This window comes from Psychrobacter sp. 16-MNA-CIBAN-0192, from assembly GCF_040309565.1.
Lineage (GTDB): Bacteria > Pseudomonadota > Gammaproteobacteria > Pseudomonadales > Moraxellaceae > Psychrobacter.
Map to the genome: position 1 here is coordinate 1 of NZ_JBEOOX010000009.1, position 17,314 is coordinate 17,314.

Genomic DNA, 17,314 nt, shown 5'->3' on the forward strand with positions numbered 1-17,314 from the left:
GACATCTAATTTAGGTAATAATATGCTGTAGGCAAAAAAATAAGACCTTATTATGACACTTATTGTTGGAATTGACAGAACAATATTGGTCATAATAAAGAATTTGTTGAGAAACGTAGTTAAGGATCCGGAACGTTTGGAGATAAAAACAGGTGTACCTGTTATCGCTACCATACCTCGTTCGCCAGAGCTATCTAAGCTGCTAAAAAGTAAAAAAAATGCTAAACGATTGCTTGCTTATGCTGATAACAATAGCCTAAGCTATGAAGCCATTAAAAGTCTAAGAACCCATCTGATGTTTGCTCTTCCATCTATAGGAAAAACAGGCCAGCGGGCTAAAGTCATCTTAATATCAGGAGAAAGTCCAAGTATTGGCAAATCATTTATTTCAGCTAACCTTGGGGAAGTGTTTGGTCAACTGAATAAAAAGATTCTTATTATTGATGCGGATATGCGACTTGGTGAGTTACATGATCTATTCAATTTGAGCTTTGAAAATGGATTGGCAGATTATTTCTCAAAAGAAAACGGTGGTATGAAAGAGAATGGTGATATCTCAAACTTCATACACCCTACCTCACTGGATAATATTGATTTTATGCCAAGAGGTCAACATCCACATAATCCAACCTCTATTTTAGCTAGTGAAAAATTCGATAATTTGATGACGAAGTTAAATGGATTTTATGATTATATTATTATTGATTCCCCACCTGTGTTAGCTGCATCTGACCCGATTATCTTAGCTCGTCATGCAGACACAGTATTGATGGTCACACGTTATGATAAATCGATAGAAGGCCAGCTTGTTTATGCTATTAATCAGTTTAACAAAGCAAATATCGAGGTTGATGGTATCGTTTTAAATGACGTCCAACAAAGTTTGACGAGTAAGTATAGTTATCATTACAGCTATGCTTATGGTGATAATAAATAGTCAAAATGAAATGATTTAAGGGCTATTGGGATGACTGTAGAAGTGAAGGTAACTGATCAAAATAATAATCAAATTGTAAGTGATAGGTTTAATTCACTTCATAAAGTCGTACAGCGTTTACTGGCTTTACCAAGAACTATAAAGCAAGGTATTTTGATTTTCGCTGATTTTATTATGGCAGCCGCTTGTCTATACTTTGCGTTAGCCCTTAGATTTGGCTACATCGATAATCATATCACACCGGTTGCATTAGCATTATATGCAAGCCTGCCCATTTTAGGGTTATATCTTATAGGTTTTTATAAAGCAGTTGCCCGGGTGTTTTTTGATTCAATAATGCGTGGTGTTTTACAATTATTTGCTGTGTTAATTATTGTTTATGAGTTAATTATTTATGTAAAGTGGATGCCTATTATTCCACGCTCTGTCCCTATTTTTTACCTATTTCTATTTTTTATATGGTTATGGAATAGTCGTCTAACGATTAAAGAGCTTTTAAGTCGTTTTCAAGGTAATCATATTTCACGTAATAAAAGTGGGGATTTTGATAATGTAGTTATTTATGGCGCTGGTATGGCAGGACGTGAATTATTTGATGGTTTAAGAGACTCACATAAATACAATGTAGTCGCTTTTATTGACGATAACCCTCAGCTAAAGGGTGCATATCTACTAGGTAAGCGTATTTATGCAACTGATCAACTGGTTACTTTGATTGAGACTTTAGGGGTGGCACAAATATTTCTAGCTGTACCATCAATAAGTCGTGCTCGAAAGAGGGATATTATTGATAGACTAGCTGATATCTCCATAAAAATTAAAGAGTTACCAAGTTTGCAGGAGATTGCCGATGACAAAGTTACTGTTAGTCATATGCGTAAGATAGATATCTTGGATGTGCTAGATAGGCAAACCGTTGAGCCTAATGAGTCCTTATTGCAGAAAAACATTATGAGCAAAAGCGTTTTGGTAACAGGCGCTGGTGGTTCTATTGGTAGTGAGCTTTGTCGGCAAATTATTAAAAACAAACCAGTTTGTTTGGTACTTTATGAGTTGTCTGAATATGCTCTATATAGTATCCATCAGGAACTGCTGGCAAAACAAGCATCGAGTTCCGAATATCAAAATATCGAAATTGTAGCCGTTATTGGTAATGTGACCAATGAAGTGAACCTGATTAAAATTCTTAAACGCCATCATATACAAACGGTTTACCACGCTGCCGCTTATAAACATGTGCCATTAGTTGAGCATAACCCTTTTGAAGGGGTAATCAATAATAGTAAAGGTACTTATCACTGCGCCCGGGCCGCTATTCAAGCAAACGTAGATACCTTTGTACTTATCTCAACGGACAAAGCAGTAAGACCAACAAATGTGATGGGAGCATCTAAGCGTATAGCAGAATTGGTTTGCCAGGGGCTTAGCTATGAGCTTAAAACTAACCCATTAGCTCATCAAACCTGTATTAGTATGGTACGTTTTGGCAACGTTCTTGGTTCATCGGGTTCTGTTGTGCCTGTATTTACTAAACAAATTGAGCAGGGTCGTCCTATTACTGTCACTCATCCTGATGTCACGCGTTATTTTATGACGATACCAGAAGCCGCAAATTTAGTGATTCAAGCTGGAGCGATGGCATCTGGTGGAGAAGTTTTCGTTCTTGATATGGGTAAGCCAGTCAAGATTGTTGATCTAGCTCGCCGTATGATTCATTTAAGTGGTTGTGAGACAAAAGATACAGAGCATCCGAATGGTGATATTGAAATCATTTTCACAGGACTGAGACCAGGTGAAAAGCTTTATGAAGAGCTTATTATCGGTGAAGATAACGTTAAAGATACTCATCATCCATTGATTATGCAGGCAATGGAGCATAGATTCCCATTAGATGAGGTTGAGCAAACACTTAATAGACTGTCACAAAAAGCAGAACAACATGATGTTGAATGGTTGAAAAATCAATTTCATTATTTTGTAGAAGGATATCAAGATAATACTCAAACGCCGAAATCATGATTTTATTTGCTGTATAAATAGCTTTAAGATCGTATTAATAATTATATAGGAACATTATGAATATTTTGATTACAGGCGGGGCAGGATTTATCGGCTCAGCAGTGGTACGTCATATTATAAAAAATACGAATCATCATGTTTTAAATATTGATAAATTGACGTATGCAGGAAATCTTGAATCATTAAAAGAGATAGAAAACAACAATCGATATCAGTTTAATCAAATTGATATTTGTGATGCAGAAGCATTAAAACAAGCATTTGCAGATTTTCAGCCGCATCTTATTATGCATCTTGCCGCCGAATCTCATGTTGATCGCTCTATTGATGGTCCTGCTGAATTTATTACCACCAATATTGTAGGCACTTATACGCTATTAGAAGCGGCACGTCAGTATTGGCAGAAGCTGAATGATAGCGAAAAATCTAACTTTAGATTTCATCATATTTCAACGGATGAGGTGTATGGTGATTTAGAAGGTACTACGGATTTATTTACTGAATCAACGGCTTATGCCCCAAGCTCTCCTTATTCTGCTAGTAAAGCCAGCTCTGATCATCTCGTGCGGGCATGGCATCGAACATATGGTTTCCCCGTTATTATTACCAATTGCTCGAATAATTACGGTCCTTATCATTTCCCAGAAAAGCTTATACCACTCGTGATTCTAAATGCGCTTGAAGGTAAAGCCTTACCCGTTTATGGGACAGGAAACCAAATCCGTGACTGGCTTTATGTTGAAGATCATGCACGCGCATTATATAAAGTGGTGACGGAAGGTAATATAGGTGAGACCTATAATATTGGCGGGCATAATGAAAAGCAGAATATTGATGTGGTCAGAACCATTTGTAAAATTTTAGATGACATAAAGCCTCAAGCGAATGCCACGCCATATGATAGCTTAATTACTTTTGTTAAAGATCGTCCAGGTCATGATCTACGTTATGCTATTGATGCCAGCAAAATAAAAAACAATTTAGGTTGGACGCCAGATGAAACGTTTGAGACAGGTATTCGTAAAACAGTTGAGTGGTATTTAGACAATTTAGAGTGGTGTCACCGTGTACAAGATGGTAGTTATCAACGCGAACGCTTAGGAGCAGAAGTACTATGACGACTAAAGGTATTATTCTAGCAGGTGGCTCAGGAACACGCCTCTATCCGCTGACTAAAGGTGTGTCAAAGCAGCTGCTACCTATTTATGATAAACCGATGATCTATTATCCATTATCGGTATTGATGTTGGCTGGTATTCAAGATATATTGATCATCAGCACACCGGATGATATTGATGGCTTTAAGCGTTTACTTGGTGACGGCTCTAAGCTAGGCATCCATCTGACTTATGCTGTACAGCCAAGTCCAGATGGCCTAGCACAAGCTTTTATTATTGGTGAAGACTTCATTGGCGACAGTAACGTCTGTCTAGTATTGGGCGATAATATCTTTTACGGTCAAGGGTTTACACCCTTGTTACGTCAAGCCATATCTCGCCAAAAAGGCGCAACCGTCTTCGGTTATCAGGTTAAAGACCCTGAGCGTTTCGGCGTGGTTGAGTTTGATGAACATAAGCGGGCGATTTCATTAGAAGAAAAACCTGCGTATCCTAAATCACATTTTGCCGTTACTGGTCTTTATTTTTACGATAACGATGTTATCCAAATTGCCAAAGAGGTTAAACCCTCTGAACGCGGTGAGCTTGAAATCACTACTGTCAATCAGATGTATCTAGAACGTGGTGACTTGAATGTAGAGCTTTTAGGGCGCGGATTTGCTTGGCTTGATACCGGCACGCATGAAAGCTTATTAGAGGCCGCACAATTTGTTGAGACTATAGAGAAGCGTCAAGGCTATAAAGTGGCCTGTTTAGAAGAGATTGCGCTCAACAATGGCTGGTTAAGTCCTGAAGAAGTCATAAAAATTGGTCAAAGTATGAGTAAGAACAGTTATGGACAGTATTTAATATCTTTGGCGGATGATTCTATATGAGTAAACCTATTTATGTCACGCAACCCGTATTACCTGAGCTGAAAGATTTTATTCCTTATTTAGAGCAAATTTGGGAAAATAAAATATTAACTAATGGTGGTCCATTACACCAACAATTAGAGCAAGAGTTATGTAAATATTTGTGCGTAGATTATATTTCATTATTTAATAACGGGACAATTGCGCTAATAACAGCACTACAAGCTTTGAATTTAGAAGAAGGTGAGGTAATTACTACGCCTTATACCTTCGTAGCGACTGCCCATTCTATCGTTTGGAATAAGTTCACGCCTGTTTTTGTAGATATTGATCCAATAACGTCAAATATTGATGTTCAGCAAGTGGGACAAGCGATTACAGAAAAGACAGTGGCTATCTTACCTGTTCATTGTTATGGAATTCCTTGCGATGTAGAAGGTTTACAAGTTCTTGCAACAAAACATAAGCTAAAGCTTATCTATGACGCTGCTCATGCTTTTGGAGTCGAATATAATGGACAAAGTTTATTAAATTATGGTGACTTAAGTACTATTAGTTTTCATGCAACGAAAGTATTTAACACGTTTGAAGGTGGAGCGGTCGTTTGTCATAGTTTAGAGATGAAACAGCGTATTGATCAATTAAAGAATTTTGGCATTGTTGATGAAACGTCTGTTAACGATATATCACTTAATGGGAAGCTCAGTGAGATTCATGCAGCATTAGGTTTGCTGCAATTAAAAACTATGAATCAAACACTACAAAATCGAGGTAAAGTTGACGACTATTATCGGGAGCTGCTAGCTAATATTGAAGGAATACGCTGTATTGAACGGCTGAAGGTCGAAAAAGATAACTATGCATATTTTCCTATTGTTGTTAGCGAACCTTATCCATTAAGCCGAAATGAGCTGTTTGAAAAATTCAAGCAACATGATGTTTTTGCACGTAAATATTTTTATCCTTTGATGAATGAGTTAAGTGTTTATAAGAGTTATAAATCAGATACGCCAAATGCCAAGCTATTGTCCGAACAAGTGCTTTGTTTACCTATGTATCCAGATTTAACGGATAATGATATTCAAAAAATTGTACAAATAATTAAGAGTGAGACTGCATTATGAACAAGAGAATTCTTTTTTTAGGAGCTGCCCCTTCTCAAGTTCCTCCAATTAAGTACGCAAAATCCCAAGATCATTATGTCATTACGTGTGATTATTTACCAGAAAATCCGGGGCATCAACTAGCAGATGAATCTTATAATGTCTCAACGACTAATAAGGAAGCTGTTTTACAGCTTGCTCAAAAGTTGAAGATAGATGGTATTGTTGCTTATGCTTCAGACCCTGCTGCGCCAACCGCTGCCTATGTAGCTGAAAAGATGGGATTACCAGGTAATCCATATGATTCTGTACTCACGTTGGCACGTAAAGATTTATTTCGTGCTTTTTTGAAACAGCATAAATTTAATGTACCAAAGTCAGAATCTTTTTATGATTTAAATAGCGCATTAGAATGGTTAGATAAAATAGATGTTCCAGCTTTTATTAAACCTGTAGATTCATCGGGTAGTAAAGGGATTACAGAAATTACTTCTAAAGATCAATTAGAAGCTGCTTTTAAACACGCATTAGCTTTTTCTCGTGAGAAAAAAGTTGTGATAGAAGAAAAAATTGTCAAGCAAGGTTATCAAGTTGCCGGTGATGGATTCATTCTAAATGGACAGTTAGCTTTTCATTGTTGGGCAGATGAGCATTTCGATAAGCTTTGTAATGGATTGGTTCCTATTGGACAAACTTTTCCCACTTCTCATTCACAAAATCTACTTAAAGTAGCCTACGAAGAGACACAACGTCTCCTAGATTTATTAAATATGAAAATAGGGGCATTAAATTTTGATTTTTTATTTTCCGAAGCGGGTGAGTTTTATTTTTTAGAGCTGGGGCCGAGAAATGGTGGGTGCTTGATTCCAGAAGTTATTCGTTATTCAACAGACATTGATTTAATTAAGGCAACTGTTGATGCTGCTTTAGGCTTAAATTGTAGTTATATACAACAGAAGCCCGTAAATGGTTTTTGGTCAAGTTATATGGTACATAGTTTTACAGATGGAATATTTAAAGAGTTGAGCGTTTCTAAACGTGCACAAAAAATGATAGTTGAACAGAATATATATGCTGCATCAAATGATCAAGTCAAAATGTATAGTGGTTCTCATGATACATTAGGTATGATGATTTTAGAATATCCTGATATGAGCACAATGTTAGATATGGTAGATAACATGGAGCATGATATTCGTGTCATTACCAAATAATAAAGAAATTGGGGGGTATTTTGGGTTTAGTCTTCCAAATCTTGAACAGTTTCCGTATATTCAATCAGTAAAATATAATTCAGCGCGTTCAGCTTTTTTTGATTTATTAAGTCAGAACAATATTAAAAAAATATGGATGCCTAAATTTATTTGTGACACTATGATTGAGCCGTTATTAATATTGAATATAAATGTTCAATACTATAACATCGATGAATCTTTTTATCCGATAATACCTAATCGTTTAAAAGAAAATGAATATCTATTTTATGTTAATTATTTTGGGCTATGCACTTCTGTACAGCAAGAGTTACTTAGTAAATATCCTAATGAAAAGATAATTTTTGATCATTCACAAGCTTTTTTTGTCACTCCTTTTGAATGTTTTGCCACCTTATACTCTCCAAGAAAAATTTTGCCGATAGCTGAAGGTGGGTTACTCGTAACCAAAGCAATTACTACACCGAATTATATTAATAGAGATAAAGAAGAGATGATTCAACAGTATCATCATTGCTTCACTAGCCTATTATCTAATACAAGCGATGGGTATGAAGGCTTTAAAAGAAATGAGATGCTATTTACCGATTGTAGACCCAAAAAAATATCACAAATAACTGAAGAATTAATAAATTGCTTTGATTATGAAAGTATTAAAACAACAAGATTGGAAAATTTTAAACTCTTGCATTCTCAGTTCGGTATCATAAATAAATTACATGTAGACATCGATAAGATAGAATCTCCTTTAACATACCCATTGTTATTAGATACTAATATTTCCAGCTATTTGATAAAGAACAAAATTTTCACACCTACATATTGGTTAGATAGTTTAAAAAGAGTAGCGGTTGATAGTTTTGAATATGGTTTCATTTTTAATACTACTCATCTAGTTTGTGATCAAAGGTATTCTCAAAAAGAAATGGAACTCCAAATAAGTAAAATAAAAGAGCATATACAATGAATATTGAAGGTAAAGTAGTTACATTAAGAGCGATAGGCATCGATGATTTAGATCTTTTAGCAGAGTGGGCAAACTCTCCTGAAATCTGGAATCATTTAGGGGGGTGGCATTTCCCATATTCTCGTCAGAGTACTGAGTCATACATCAGAAATTTAGAAAACAATAGCATGAAGTATCAAAATTTTGCTATAGAAGTTAAAGATATTGGATTAATTGGTACAATAAGTCTAGCAAATATTGATTGGAAAAATAGAGATGCAACTCATGGTATTATGCTTGGTAATGTTGAGACTAGAGGTAAGGGCTATGCTTTAGATGCTGTCATGACTATTATGAGATATGCATTTAAAGAGCTAGGTTTAAACCGTTTGAGTGCCGATATTATAGACTATAATCATAGATCTATTGGGCTATATACCAAAAAATGCCAATGGAAGGTTGAAGGTAAAAAAGCTGAAGCAATTTACCGCAATGGAGAGTATCACGATCAAGTTTTGATTGGTATTACTCATCAGCACTACAATGAAAATATGAAGAAAAATGATTATTGGAATAGCTAAGTGATAATAACCTCTTTAAGAACTAATGTTATAGCTAGCTATGTTAGTCAAGTTTATTTAATTGTTATTAGTATCGCAATATTACCTGTATATATTAAATATATGGGCGCAGAAGCTTACGGATTGGTAGGTTTTTTTGCCATGTTACAAGGCTTGTTTAGTTTACTTGACTTTGGCTTGACTCCTACCATTAGTCGGCAAACAGCACAATATAACGCTGGTGTAGAAACAGCTTTAAATTTCAGAAAACTATTTAGGGCTTTAAGTTCAATATTTATAGTAATTGCCGTAGTAGGAGGTGGCGCCTTATTTTCACTAAATGAATATATCGCACAAAACTGGCTGAAATTAGAGTCTTTAAATATACAGGATGTCCTTTTTTGTCTCCAGATTATGGCTATATGTGTATCTTTAAGATGGATGACTGGTTTATATCGTGGTGTCATTTCTGGGTTTGAGCAAATCGTATGGTTAAGTGTTGTCAATAGCATCATCGCTACTTTAAGGTTTCCTGGCGTATTACTGTATATGCACTACTTTGGCTTTACCGTTAGGAGTTTTTTTATATTTCAGTTTTTTATAGCTGTATTAGAATTTTTACTTTTAGCAATAAAAACCTTACTGCTATTGCCTAAAGTTGAAGTAAACCACCTAATAGGATGGTCTTTAAAGCCAATTAAGCCTGTATTGAGTTTCGCCTTGACTATAGCTTTCACTTCTTCTGTTTGGGTGTTATTCACTCAGCTAGATAAGTTTGTACTATCAGGAATTTTATCTTTATCTGATTATGGATATTTTACATTAGCGGTGCTAGTAGCAGGTGGTATATTACAGCTTAGTGCCCCAATCAGCGCACCAATTATGCCTCGTATGGCGCGTTTAGTGGCCGAAAACCAACATGAACAAATGCGTCAGATTTATTTGAACGCTACTCAATTTATTGCTGTTATAGTTGTTACCGCGGGTATAGTACTAGCAGGTGTAGCTAAACCAGTACTATACGCTTGGACTGGAGATATGACATTAGCAATCCAAGCAACACCTGTCTTGAGGTTATATGCACTAGGCAATGCTCTATTAGCACTATCTGCCTTTCCTTACTATTTACAATATGCAAAGGGTAATTTGTTTTACCATCTTGTTGGTAATATTATAAGCGTAATTATATTGGTGCCTACTATAATTTGGGCAGCAACGAACTATGGCTCAATAGGAGCAGGGTGGGTATGGTTTTTAACACAACTAATATATTTAGTATTTTGGGTAAGCTATGTTCATGCGAAAATTGAACCTAATATTAACTTAATCTGGTTTAAGACTTTTTTGCCTAGTTTAATTACAGTTTCTATCTTTATTTTATTAACAACTCGATGGATAGAGTATTCAGGTGATCGTTCCATAATTTTATTAAAAATTATTTTAGTGAGTACTTGTAGTTTATTGATTGCAGTATTAAGTTCTTTTCGAGTTCTTGATTTCATAAAAATAAGATTTTCAAAGAGGATCATATGAATAACGATATTCAGGTTTCAGTCTGTATTATTACTTATAACCAAGAAGATTATATTTCTGAATGTTTAGATAGTATAATAAATCAAGAAACTGATTTTAAATTTGAAATAATTATTGGGGAAGATTGTTCTACTGATAATACTCGTGCTATCGTCAAAGAGTATATAGAAAAATATCCTAAATTAATTGTACCGATTTTTCATGAAAGAAATGTAGGACCAGTAGAAAATGTTAAACAAGTTTACAAAAAGGCTAAAGGCAAATATATTGCACATATAGATGGAGATGATTCAGCTCTACCGGAAAAATTACAAAAACAATTTGATGTATTAGAATCAAATTTAGATTGTAATGTATGTAGTCATGATATGAAAAGAAGTAATAAGAATGGAGTTTTTAAAATAGGGAATTGGTCATATGCGGAAGGAAAATACGATTTATTTGATTTATATATGAAATTGCCATTTTTTGCTCATTCATCGAAAATGTTTAAAAATAAATATGATTCGGATTTTTGGGATAAATTATTGTCTGAACCTTATATTTTGGATATTGATATCCACGTAGCTAATTTAGAAGATGGAGATATATATCATATTGGAAAACCACTTGGAGTATATCGAGTTGAAAGCGGTATAAGCTGTGAAGGGAAGAAGGTAAATAAAATCTTGCCTCTGGGCCTTGAGAGGGTATTTGAAAAAGGCTTAATTATATATCAAGAAGATAAACTAAAGTTAGCTGCAATAAAAGAGTTATACTCTTTAGCGATGTTACAATGTGCTTATCTTTACGCTATATACGATAAAGATATTAGTTTATACAAACTATATGTTAATAAGTCTTATAAACAAGGCAGCATAGGTATAAAACAAAAGGTTTTTAAAGTTGGCACGTTTTTCCCATCTACATTCTTTTTATTATGCTCCTTCAGAAAGAAAGTTAGAGGGTTATAGTATATAATAAATATAAATAACCTATTATTTCCAATAGGTTGTTTATATAAATAGAGTAGTTTTAAAAGAATAAATATCTTAAATACCATAAAGTTATCTATATCAAAAAATAATATTTCTCTTTTATATATAGTTACAAGCAGTAATGCTCTTTTAAAGTTATTAGACAGCGGTATTCTGAATAAATATATAAATATCTTATAAGGTTATTATGAAAATACTATATGTCATTACAGGTTTAGGAAAAGGTGGTGCTGAGCGTGTTGTTTGTGATCTGGCTGACAAAATGTATGAGAAAGGAAATATAGTAAAAATAGCTTATTTAACAGGAGATATCTTAACTCGCCCTGTCAATGAAAAAATAGAACTTATAAAACTAAACTTAAATAGCATTAGTACTTTTTTATTTGCATATGTTTCTTTATCAAGATTAATAAAAGATTATAATCCAGATATTGTTCATGCACACATGGTACATGCAAACATAATAACTCGTTTAATTAAAATATTATCACCTGTAAAAAAATTGATAAATACTGCACACAATAGTAACGAAGGTGGAATTATTCGTATGTTGCTTTATAGAGCAACACATCACCTAGCAGATGTAACTACTAATGTTAGTAATACTGCAGTTAGCGCTTTCGAGGCTAAGAATGCAGTTCCTAAAAATGGCATGCGGACAGTATATAATGGAGTTAATTTCAATAATTTTAAGTATCAACCCGAAGCAAGGAAAAAAATAGTTGCTGAATTAGGTTTGAATGAAGAAAAAATAATCTTGGCCGTAGGAAGATTTAATATACAGAAAAACTATCCTAATCTATTAAGAGCTATTAAGTATTTAAAGGAAAATAACGCTTTGGACTTTATTTTACTAATTGCAGGCGATGGGGAGCTTAAAAGTACATTAGAAAAAATAATTTTAGAGTTTGATTTGAGTGATGATGTCAAGTTGTTAGGGATAAGGAATGATATATCAACTTTGATGAGTGCATGCGATGTATTTGTCCTATCATCAGATTATGAGGGACTGCCTACTGTACTTATTGAAGCTTTAGCATGCCAGTCTCATGTGGTTTCTACAGACGTCAGTGGTGCTAGAGAGATAATTAGTGATTACGGTAAAATTGTTCCAATAAACGAATATAAAACTTTAGCGGAACAAATCTTCATTTCTTTACAATGTGAGGATAGAAACAAACTAGCCGGAAGCTATATTAAAAATAATTTTGATATAGATATTATTTATAATCAATGGATTGATATTTATAAAAGTAAATAATTATATGTTTATTTTAAAAAGAGTTTCAAACAAATCATTATTACTATTAATAATAATATTAATTTTTTTTAAAATAATATTATTTATTGCTGTCCGGAATGAATTGATTAATTTTAGTTTAGGAGGAGGAAGTGATGCTGACTATTATAATGATTATACATTAGGAAAGTTAGATGTTGCAGTGAATATATGGCCTGTAATTCTCCGTTATATGAATAATATTGGTATATATTCACGCGAGTTTATTCCTTATATATTTCTGATAGCTAATATCTTATTCATTCCTATCATGATAGCAAGTTTAGCTGATATAGGATTTAATAAAGAGCAGAAATATTATTTATATATTTTCTTATTGTGTCTGATTTATCCTTCATTATATTTTTTTACTTTTGACATCTATCGAGATGTCTTCATGGTATTAGTTTTTTTGATAGGCTGTATGGTTGTTAAGAGTTGCTTAGCTAGTTCAAGTTTATCAAAAGCTATCTTTTTATTTCTTATAGCAATAGCCATCGGCTGGATTTTAACAAAATTCAGACCCTATCTTGGTATAGCTTTTATTGGTGCATTGCTATTGTGGAATATTCGGTTCACTAAAAAGCGATTAATACTTTTATCTTTTTCATATTTAATAACATTGTTTTTTGCTAATTATATCGGTATATTCGATAATCTCACTGAATATCGTGCAGGTTTTGAAGAAAATGAAGCGGGGTCGACATTGGGATTGGATTTCTCTAATCCTATTCTGTTTATTCCTAACTTTATTGCTAGTATTTTAGGACAATTATTTGGATTTTTTATTACAAATACTTCAGCTCTTGCTGTATTTTTAATTGAAACAATTCCATTTTTATTTATGTTAATATATATTGTTAGAAATATCAAATTTGCAAATAATTTTTTAAGGTTTTTGATAGTTTTTTTTGTTTTATATGCAAGTATTTGGTTAATTGGCAATGATAATTTAGGTACAGCGGTAAGGTTAAGGATTTATAACTATCTTGTTATATATATATGCTTTTTCTATATTCTAAAGCTTAAGAGGCTATCTTTAAAATTATCATAGGTCAAATATAATGAAATTTATTATAATAGGTACAGTGGCTAGTAGTTTTTTAGGTTTCCGCAAAGATTTGATCGCTGACCTTTTGCGGAAAAAACATGAAGTATATGCTTTCACATCAGAATATAATGAAGATGACCTTAGAAAAATACAAGCTATAGGAGCTATTCCAGTGACCTATAACTTACAACGAGGTGGTTTAAACCCTTTTTCAGATATTACTTCGACATACTTACTATCGAGAAAAATTAAAGAGATAGGTCCAGATATAGTATTATCTTATTTTTCAAAACCTGTGATATTCGGAACGTTAGCAGCAAAAATTGCAAAAGTACCAAAAATTATAGGTATGTTGGAGGGACTTGGGCATACTTTTACTGAGCAGCCTGGGGGTTTCAATAGAAAGACAGTATTGATCAGAAGAGTTCAAGTAGCATTGTATAAAATTGCTCTACCGCAACTACATACTTTGATTTTCTTAAACCCCGATGATCCAGCAGATTTATTAGATACTTATTTGATAAATGTAAATAAGGTAGAAGTATTAGGTGGTATAGGATTAAATTTTGAAGACTATAAGTATCAGCCTATCACTGATCCTAAGTTACTAATTAATTTTCTATTTATCGGTCGTTTGCTAAAAGAAAAAGGCATCCATGATTTTGTTGCTGCTGCAAAATTAGTGAAAGAAAAATATCCTGACACAGTGTTTACCATTCTAGGTTCAAGAGATTATTCTAGTTTAGGTGCTTTGCAAGAGTCAGAACTAGATAAATTAATATCCTTAAATATTATTAATTATCCTGGTCAGGTCGATAATGTTCAGAAATGGATTGCAGAGAGTCATGTATTCGTATTACCTTCGTATCGTGAAGGAGTACCACGAAGCACTCAAGAAGCGATGGCGATAGGACGGGCTATTATAACTACAGATGTTCCCGGTTGTCGAGAAACAGTAATTGATGGTGTGAATGGTTTTCTAGTCGAGAAATGGAACCCTCAAGCATTAGCAGAAAAAATGATTTATTTTATAGAGCATCCTGAGCAGATTACAATAATGGGTCAAGAAAGCTATAAAATTGCTCAAGATAAATTTGATGCTGATAACGTTAATAAAAGATTAATAAATATATTGGGTTTATAAATGATCAAGCGCCTTTTCGATATCACAGCGACTACTGCTGCTTTAGTAATTTTATCACCTGTATACGCAATAACTGCTTATAAGGTTAAAAAAAATTTAGGCTCGCCAGTATTATTTCGTCAAACTCGCCCCGGTTTAGCAGGTAAGCCGTTTGAGATGTTTAAATTTCGTTCTATGAAAGATGCTACAGATAGTGATGGCAACCCACTACCTGATAGCGAGCGTTTGACCGATTTTGGTAAAACTCTGCGTAATACCAGTCTCGATGAATTACCAGAGTTATGGAACGTGATTAAGGGTGATATGAGTCTCGTGGGTCCACGTCCATTATTAATGGAATATATGCCACTCTATAATGACGAACAAAAGCGCCGTCATCAGGTGCGCCCAGGTATCACAGGCTATGCTCAGGTTAATGGTCGTAACGCGATTGGTTGGGATGAGAAGTTCGCGTTAGATACTTGGTATGTTGACAATCAATCACTGTGGCTTGATATTAAGATTTTATTTAAAACAGTAAAAAAAGTGCTGATAAAAGATGGTATTAGTGCTGATGGTGAAGCAACAATGAGTAAGTTCACTGGAAGTAGGTAAGTTCAATGAATGAGATATTTGCTGTATATGGTGTATCAGGCTGTGGTCGAAGCTTAATGCCAATAGCGCGAGAGCAGTTAAAAAGTTTGTATAATAATAGCCAAGTCATATTTATTGATGATGCATTACAGCATAATACGATTGTAAACAGATCTATTGCTATGAATTATAATGCGTTCAAAAAATTAGCCTATGCTCGTAAAAGAGTTCTAATAGCCATTGCTAGCAGTAGTATTCGCGAAAAGATCGCTGATAAATTGGAAAAAGATGGTATTTTATTATGGCAGGTTCAAGCTACTTCTACTGTTATCATGGATGAAGTAATGATATCTGAAGGAGCAGCGCTGAGTCCGTTTGTCACCATTGGTGCAAATGTGACCATTGGTAAATGTTTTCATGCCAATTTATATAGCTACGTTGAACACGATTGTATCATTGGCAATTATGTAACTTTTGCTCCACGAGTGAGTTGTAATGGCAATATCCACATCCATGACCATGTTTACGTCGGTGCAGGCGCGGTTATTAAACAAGGTACGTTAGATAAGCCGTTGATTATTGGCACTGGCGCTATTATTGGTATGGGTGCTGTGGTAACTAAAGATGTGCCAGCTGGTGCAGTAGTTGTGGGTAATCCAGCACGTTTACTACTTAAATCTTAAATGAGACTGTATGTTTTATTTTGGGTAGATTTTATTTTTTATTTCTAATATTTTTTAAATCAATGAGCTACTTTACATCAATAAGCGCTAGCAATCACTATTGAGGCATCTATGCTAAATACTAAGTTTTCACCTTGGCCAAGCTTCACTCAAATTGAAGCAGATGCGGTCAGTCAAGTGTTATTATCTAATAAAGTAAATTACTGGACTGGGCAGGAATGCCGTGAGTTTGAAAAAGAGTTTGCAGCATGGGCAGATAGTAAATATGCCATCGCGTTAAGCAATGGTACATTAGCATTAGATGTGGCATTACAAGCGCTTGATATCGGTGTGGGTGACGAGGTGATTGTGACACCGCGCACCTTTATCGCCAGTATTTCTTGTGTCGTTAATGCAGGCGCGACGCCTGTTTTCGCTGATATTGATGCGGCGACCGGTAATATTACGGCTGAATCTATTAAAGCGGTCTTGACCAATAAGACAAAAGCAATTATCTGTGTGCACTTAGCCGGCTGGCCGTGTGATATGGATGCCATGATGGCGCTGGCAGATGAGCATAGTTTATATGTGATCGAAGACTGTGCACAGGCGCATGGTGCTAAGTACAAAGGGCGTAGCGTTGGCAGTATCGGACACATTAGTGCATGGAGCTTTTGTCAAGACAAGATCATGACCACGGGCGGTGAAGGCGGTATGGTCACTACTAATGACGAGCAGCTTTGGCGCAAAATGTGGGCATACAAAGATCATGGTAAGAGTTATGCTGCGGTTTATGAGACAGAACATCCACCCGGCTATCGCTGGCTGCATGAAAGCTTTGGTACCAATTGGCGTATGCTTGAGATGCAAGGGGTTATCGGACGTATTCAGCTAAAGCGCATGAGTGATTGGACTGCCAAGCGCACTGCTAACGCACATGCAATTTTACAGGCTTGTGAGCAGTGGGCAAGTAAAGGCTATTTATTAGTACCACAACTCGAGAAAGCAGCACAATTTGCCGATTGTCAGCATGCATATTATAAGCTGTATGTTTATGTCCAGCCTGACCATTTGCCAGAGGGTTGGTCACGAGATCGAATTATTGATGAGATAAATCAACTGGGTATTCCATGCTATTCTGGTTCTGCATCTGAAGTCTATTTAGAAAAAGCATTTGATGATACTGGATTGCGCCCTGTACAAAGACTGCCTGTTGCCAAACAGTTGGGAGAAACCAGCTTGATGTTCTTGGTACATCCTACGTTGACGGCAACAGAAATTAGCCAAACAGTGGCGGCAATCCACACGATATTTGCTAAGTTAGACCGTCCTAAGTGAGCAAAA

The 17,314-nt window shown here is 34.9% G+C and carries 15 protein-coding genes and 1 pseudogene; all 16 read left to right on the plus strand.

From position 1 onward, the window contains the following. Positions 1-79: 79 nt before the first annotated feature. A pseudogene (locus AAEY78_RS08415) lies at positions 80-937 on the plus strand (polysaccharide biosynthesis tyrosine autokinase); the annotation flags it as partial. A 30-nt stretch (positions 938-967) separates the two neighbouring features. Beyond that, on the plus strand, positions 968-2,956 hold the full coding sequence (locus tag AAEY78_RS08420; protein ID WP_352338908.1) for a polysaccharide biosynthesis protein: 1,989 nt from the start codon (positions 968-970) through the stop codon (positions 2,954-2,956). A gap of 56 nt (positions 2,957-3,012) precedes the next feature. Then, entirely contained in the window at positions 3,013-4,074 is a 1,062-nt protein-coding gene (rfbB, locus tag AAEY78_RS08425) for a dTDP-glucose 4,6-dehydratase (protein ID WP_352338909.1), read from the plus strand. Beyond that, positions 4,071-4,949: a glucose-1-phosphate thymidylyltransferase RfbA gene (gene rfbA / locus AAEY78_RS08430; protein WP_352338910.1), complete on the plus strand. Its 879-nt coding sequence runs from the start codon at positions 4,071-4,073 to the stop codon at positions 4,947-4,949. Before rfbB ends, rfbA begins: the two co-directional genes overlap by 4 nt. Next, positions 4,946-6,052: a DegT/DnrJ/EryC1/StrS family aminotransferase gene (locus tag AAEY78_RS08435; protein ID WP_352338911.1), complete on the plus strand. Its 1,107-nt coding sequence runs from the start codon at positions 4,946-4,948 to the stop codon at positions 6,050-6,052. The genes rfbA and AAEY78_RS08435 overlap by 4 nt, the downstream gene beginning before the upstream one ends. Then, the gene (locus AAEY78_RS08440) at positions 6,049-7,245 is read left to right on the plus strand and encodes an ATP-grasp domain-containing protein (RefSeq protein WP_352338912.1); all 1,197 of its coding nucleotides are present in this window, start codon (positions 6,049-6,051) and stop codon (positions 7,243-7,245) included. The genes AAEY78_RS08435 and AAEY78_RS08440 overlap by 4 nt, the downstream gene beginning before the upstream one ends. Continuing rightward, positions 7,229-8,212 carry a hypothetical protein gene (locus AAEY78_RS08445; RefSeq protein WP_352338913.1) on the plus strand — a complete coding sequence of 328 codons (984 nt, stop codon included), beginning with the start codon at positions 7,229-7,231 and terminating at the stop codon, positions 8,210-8,212. Before AAEY78_RS08440 ends, AAEY78_RS08445 begins: the two co-directional genes overlap by 17 nt. Continuing rightward, complete coding sequence (locus AAEY78_RS08450) at positions 8,209-8,772, plus strand: GNAT family N-acetyltransferase (protein WP_352338914.1); 564 nt, start codon at positions 8,209-8,211, stop codon at positions 8,770-8,772. The genes AAEY78_RS08445 and AAEY78_RS08450 overlap by 4 nt, the downstream gene beginning before the upstream one ends. Then, positions 8,773-10,284 (plus strand): lipopolysaccharide biosynthesis protein, encoded by a 1,512-nt coding sequence (locus AAEY78_RS08455; RefSeq protein ID WP_352338915.1) that lies wholly within the window; start codon positions 8,773-8,775, stop codon positions 10,282-10,284. Beyond that, positions 10,281-11,237 (plus strand): glycosyltransferase family 2 protein, encoded by a 957-nt coding sequence (locus AAEY78_RS08460; protein WP_352338916.1) that lies wholly within the window; start codon positions 10,281-10,283, stop codon positions 11,235-11,237. The genes AAEY78_RS08455 and AAEY78_RS08460 overlap by 4 nt, the downstream gene beginning before the upstream one ends. Before the next feature lie 211 nt (positions 11,238-11,448). Beyond that, the gene (locus AAEY78_RS08465; protein ID WP_352338917.1) at positions 11,449-12,522 is read left to right on the plus strand and encodes a glycosyltransferase; all 1,074 of its coding nucleotides are present in this window, start codon (positions 11,449-11,451) and stop codon (positions 12,520-12,522) included. Between the two features lie 4 nt (positions 12,523-12,526). Next, complete coding sequence (locus tag AAEY78_RS08470; RefSeq protein WP_352338918.1) at positions 12,527-13,594, plus strand: hypothetical protein; 1,068 nt, start codon at positions 12,527-12,529, stop codon at positions 13,592-13,594. Between the two features lie 10 nt (positions 13,595-13,604). Continuing rightward, the gene (locus tag AAEY78_RS08475; RefSeq protein ID WP_352338919.1) at positions 13,605-14,735 is read left to right on the plus strand and encodes a glycosyltransferase family 4 protein; all 1,131 of its coding nucleotides are present in this window, start codon (positions 13,605-13,607) and stop codon (positions 14,733-14,735) included. Beyond that, positions 14,736-15,329, plus strand: coding sequence for a sugar transferase (locus AAEY78_RS08480; RefSeq protein WP_352338920.1), 594 nt, complete (start codon positions 14,736-14,738; stop codon positions 15,327-15,329). It begins immediately after the preceding gene. Positions 15,330-15,334: 5 nt separating this feature from the next. Beyond that, positions 15,335-15,991 carry a NeuD/PglB/VioB family sugar acetyltransferase gene (locus tag AAEY78_RS08485; RefSeq protein ID WP_352338921.1) on the plus strand — a complete coding sequence of 219 codons (657 nt, stop codon included), beginning with the start codon at positions 15,335-15,337 and terminating at the stop codon, positions 15,989-15,991. 111 nt (positions 15,992-16,102) lie between these two features. Further along, positions 16,103-17,308: a DegT/DnrJ/EryC1/StrS family aminotransferase gene (locus AAEY78_RS08490; RefSeq protein WP_352338922.1), complete on the plus strand. Its 1,206-nt coding sequence runs from the start codon at positions 16,103-16,105 to the stop codon at positions 17,306-17,308. The last annotated feature ends 6 nt before the right edge of the window (positions 17,309-17,314 follow it).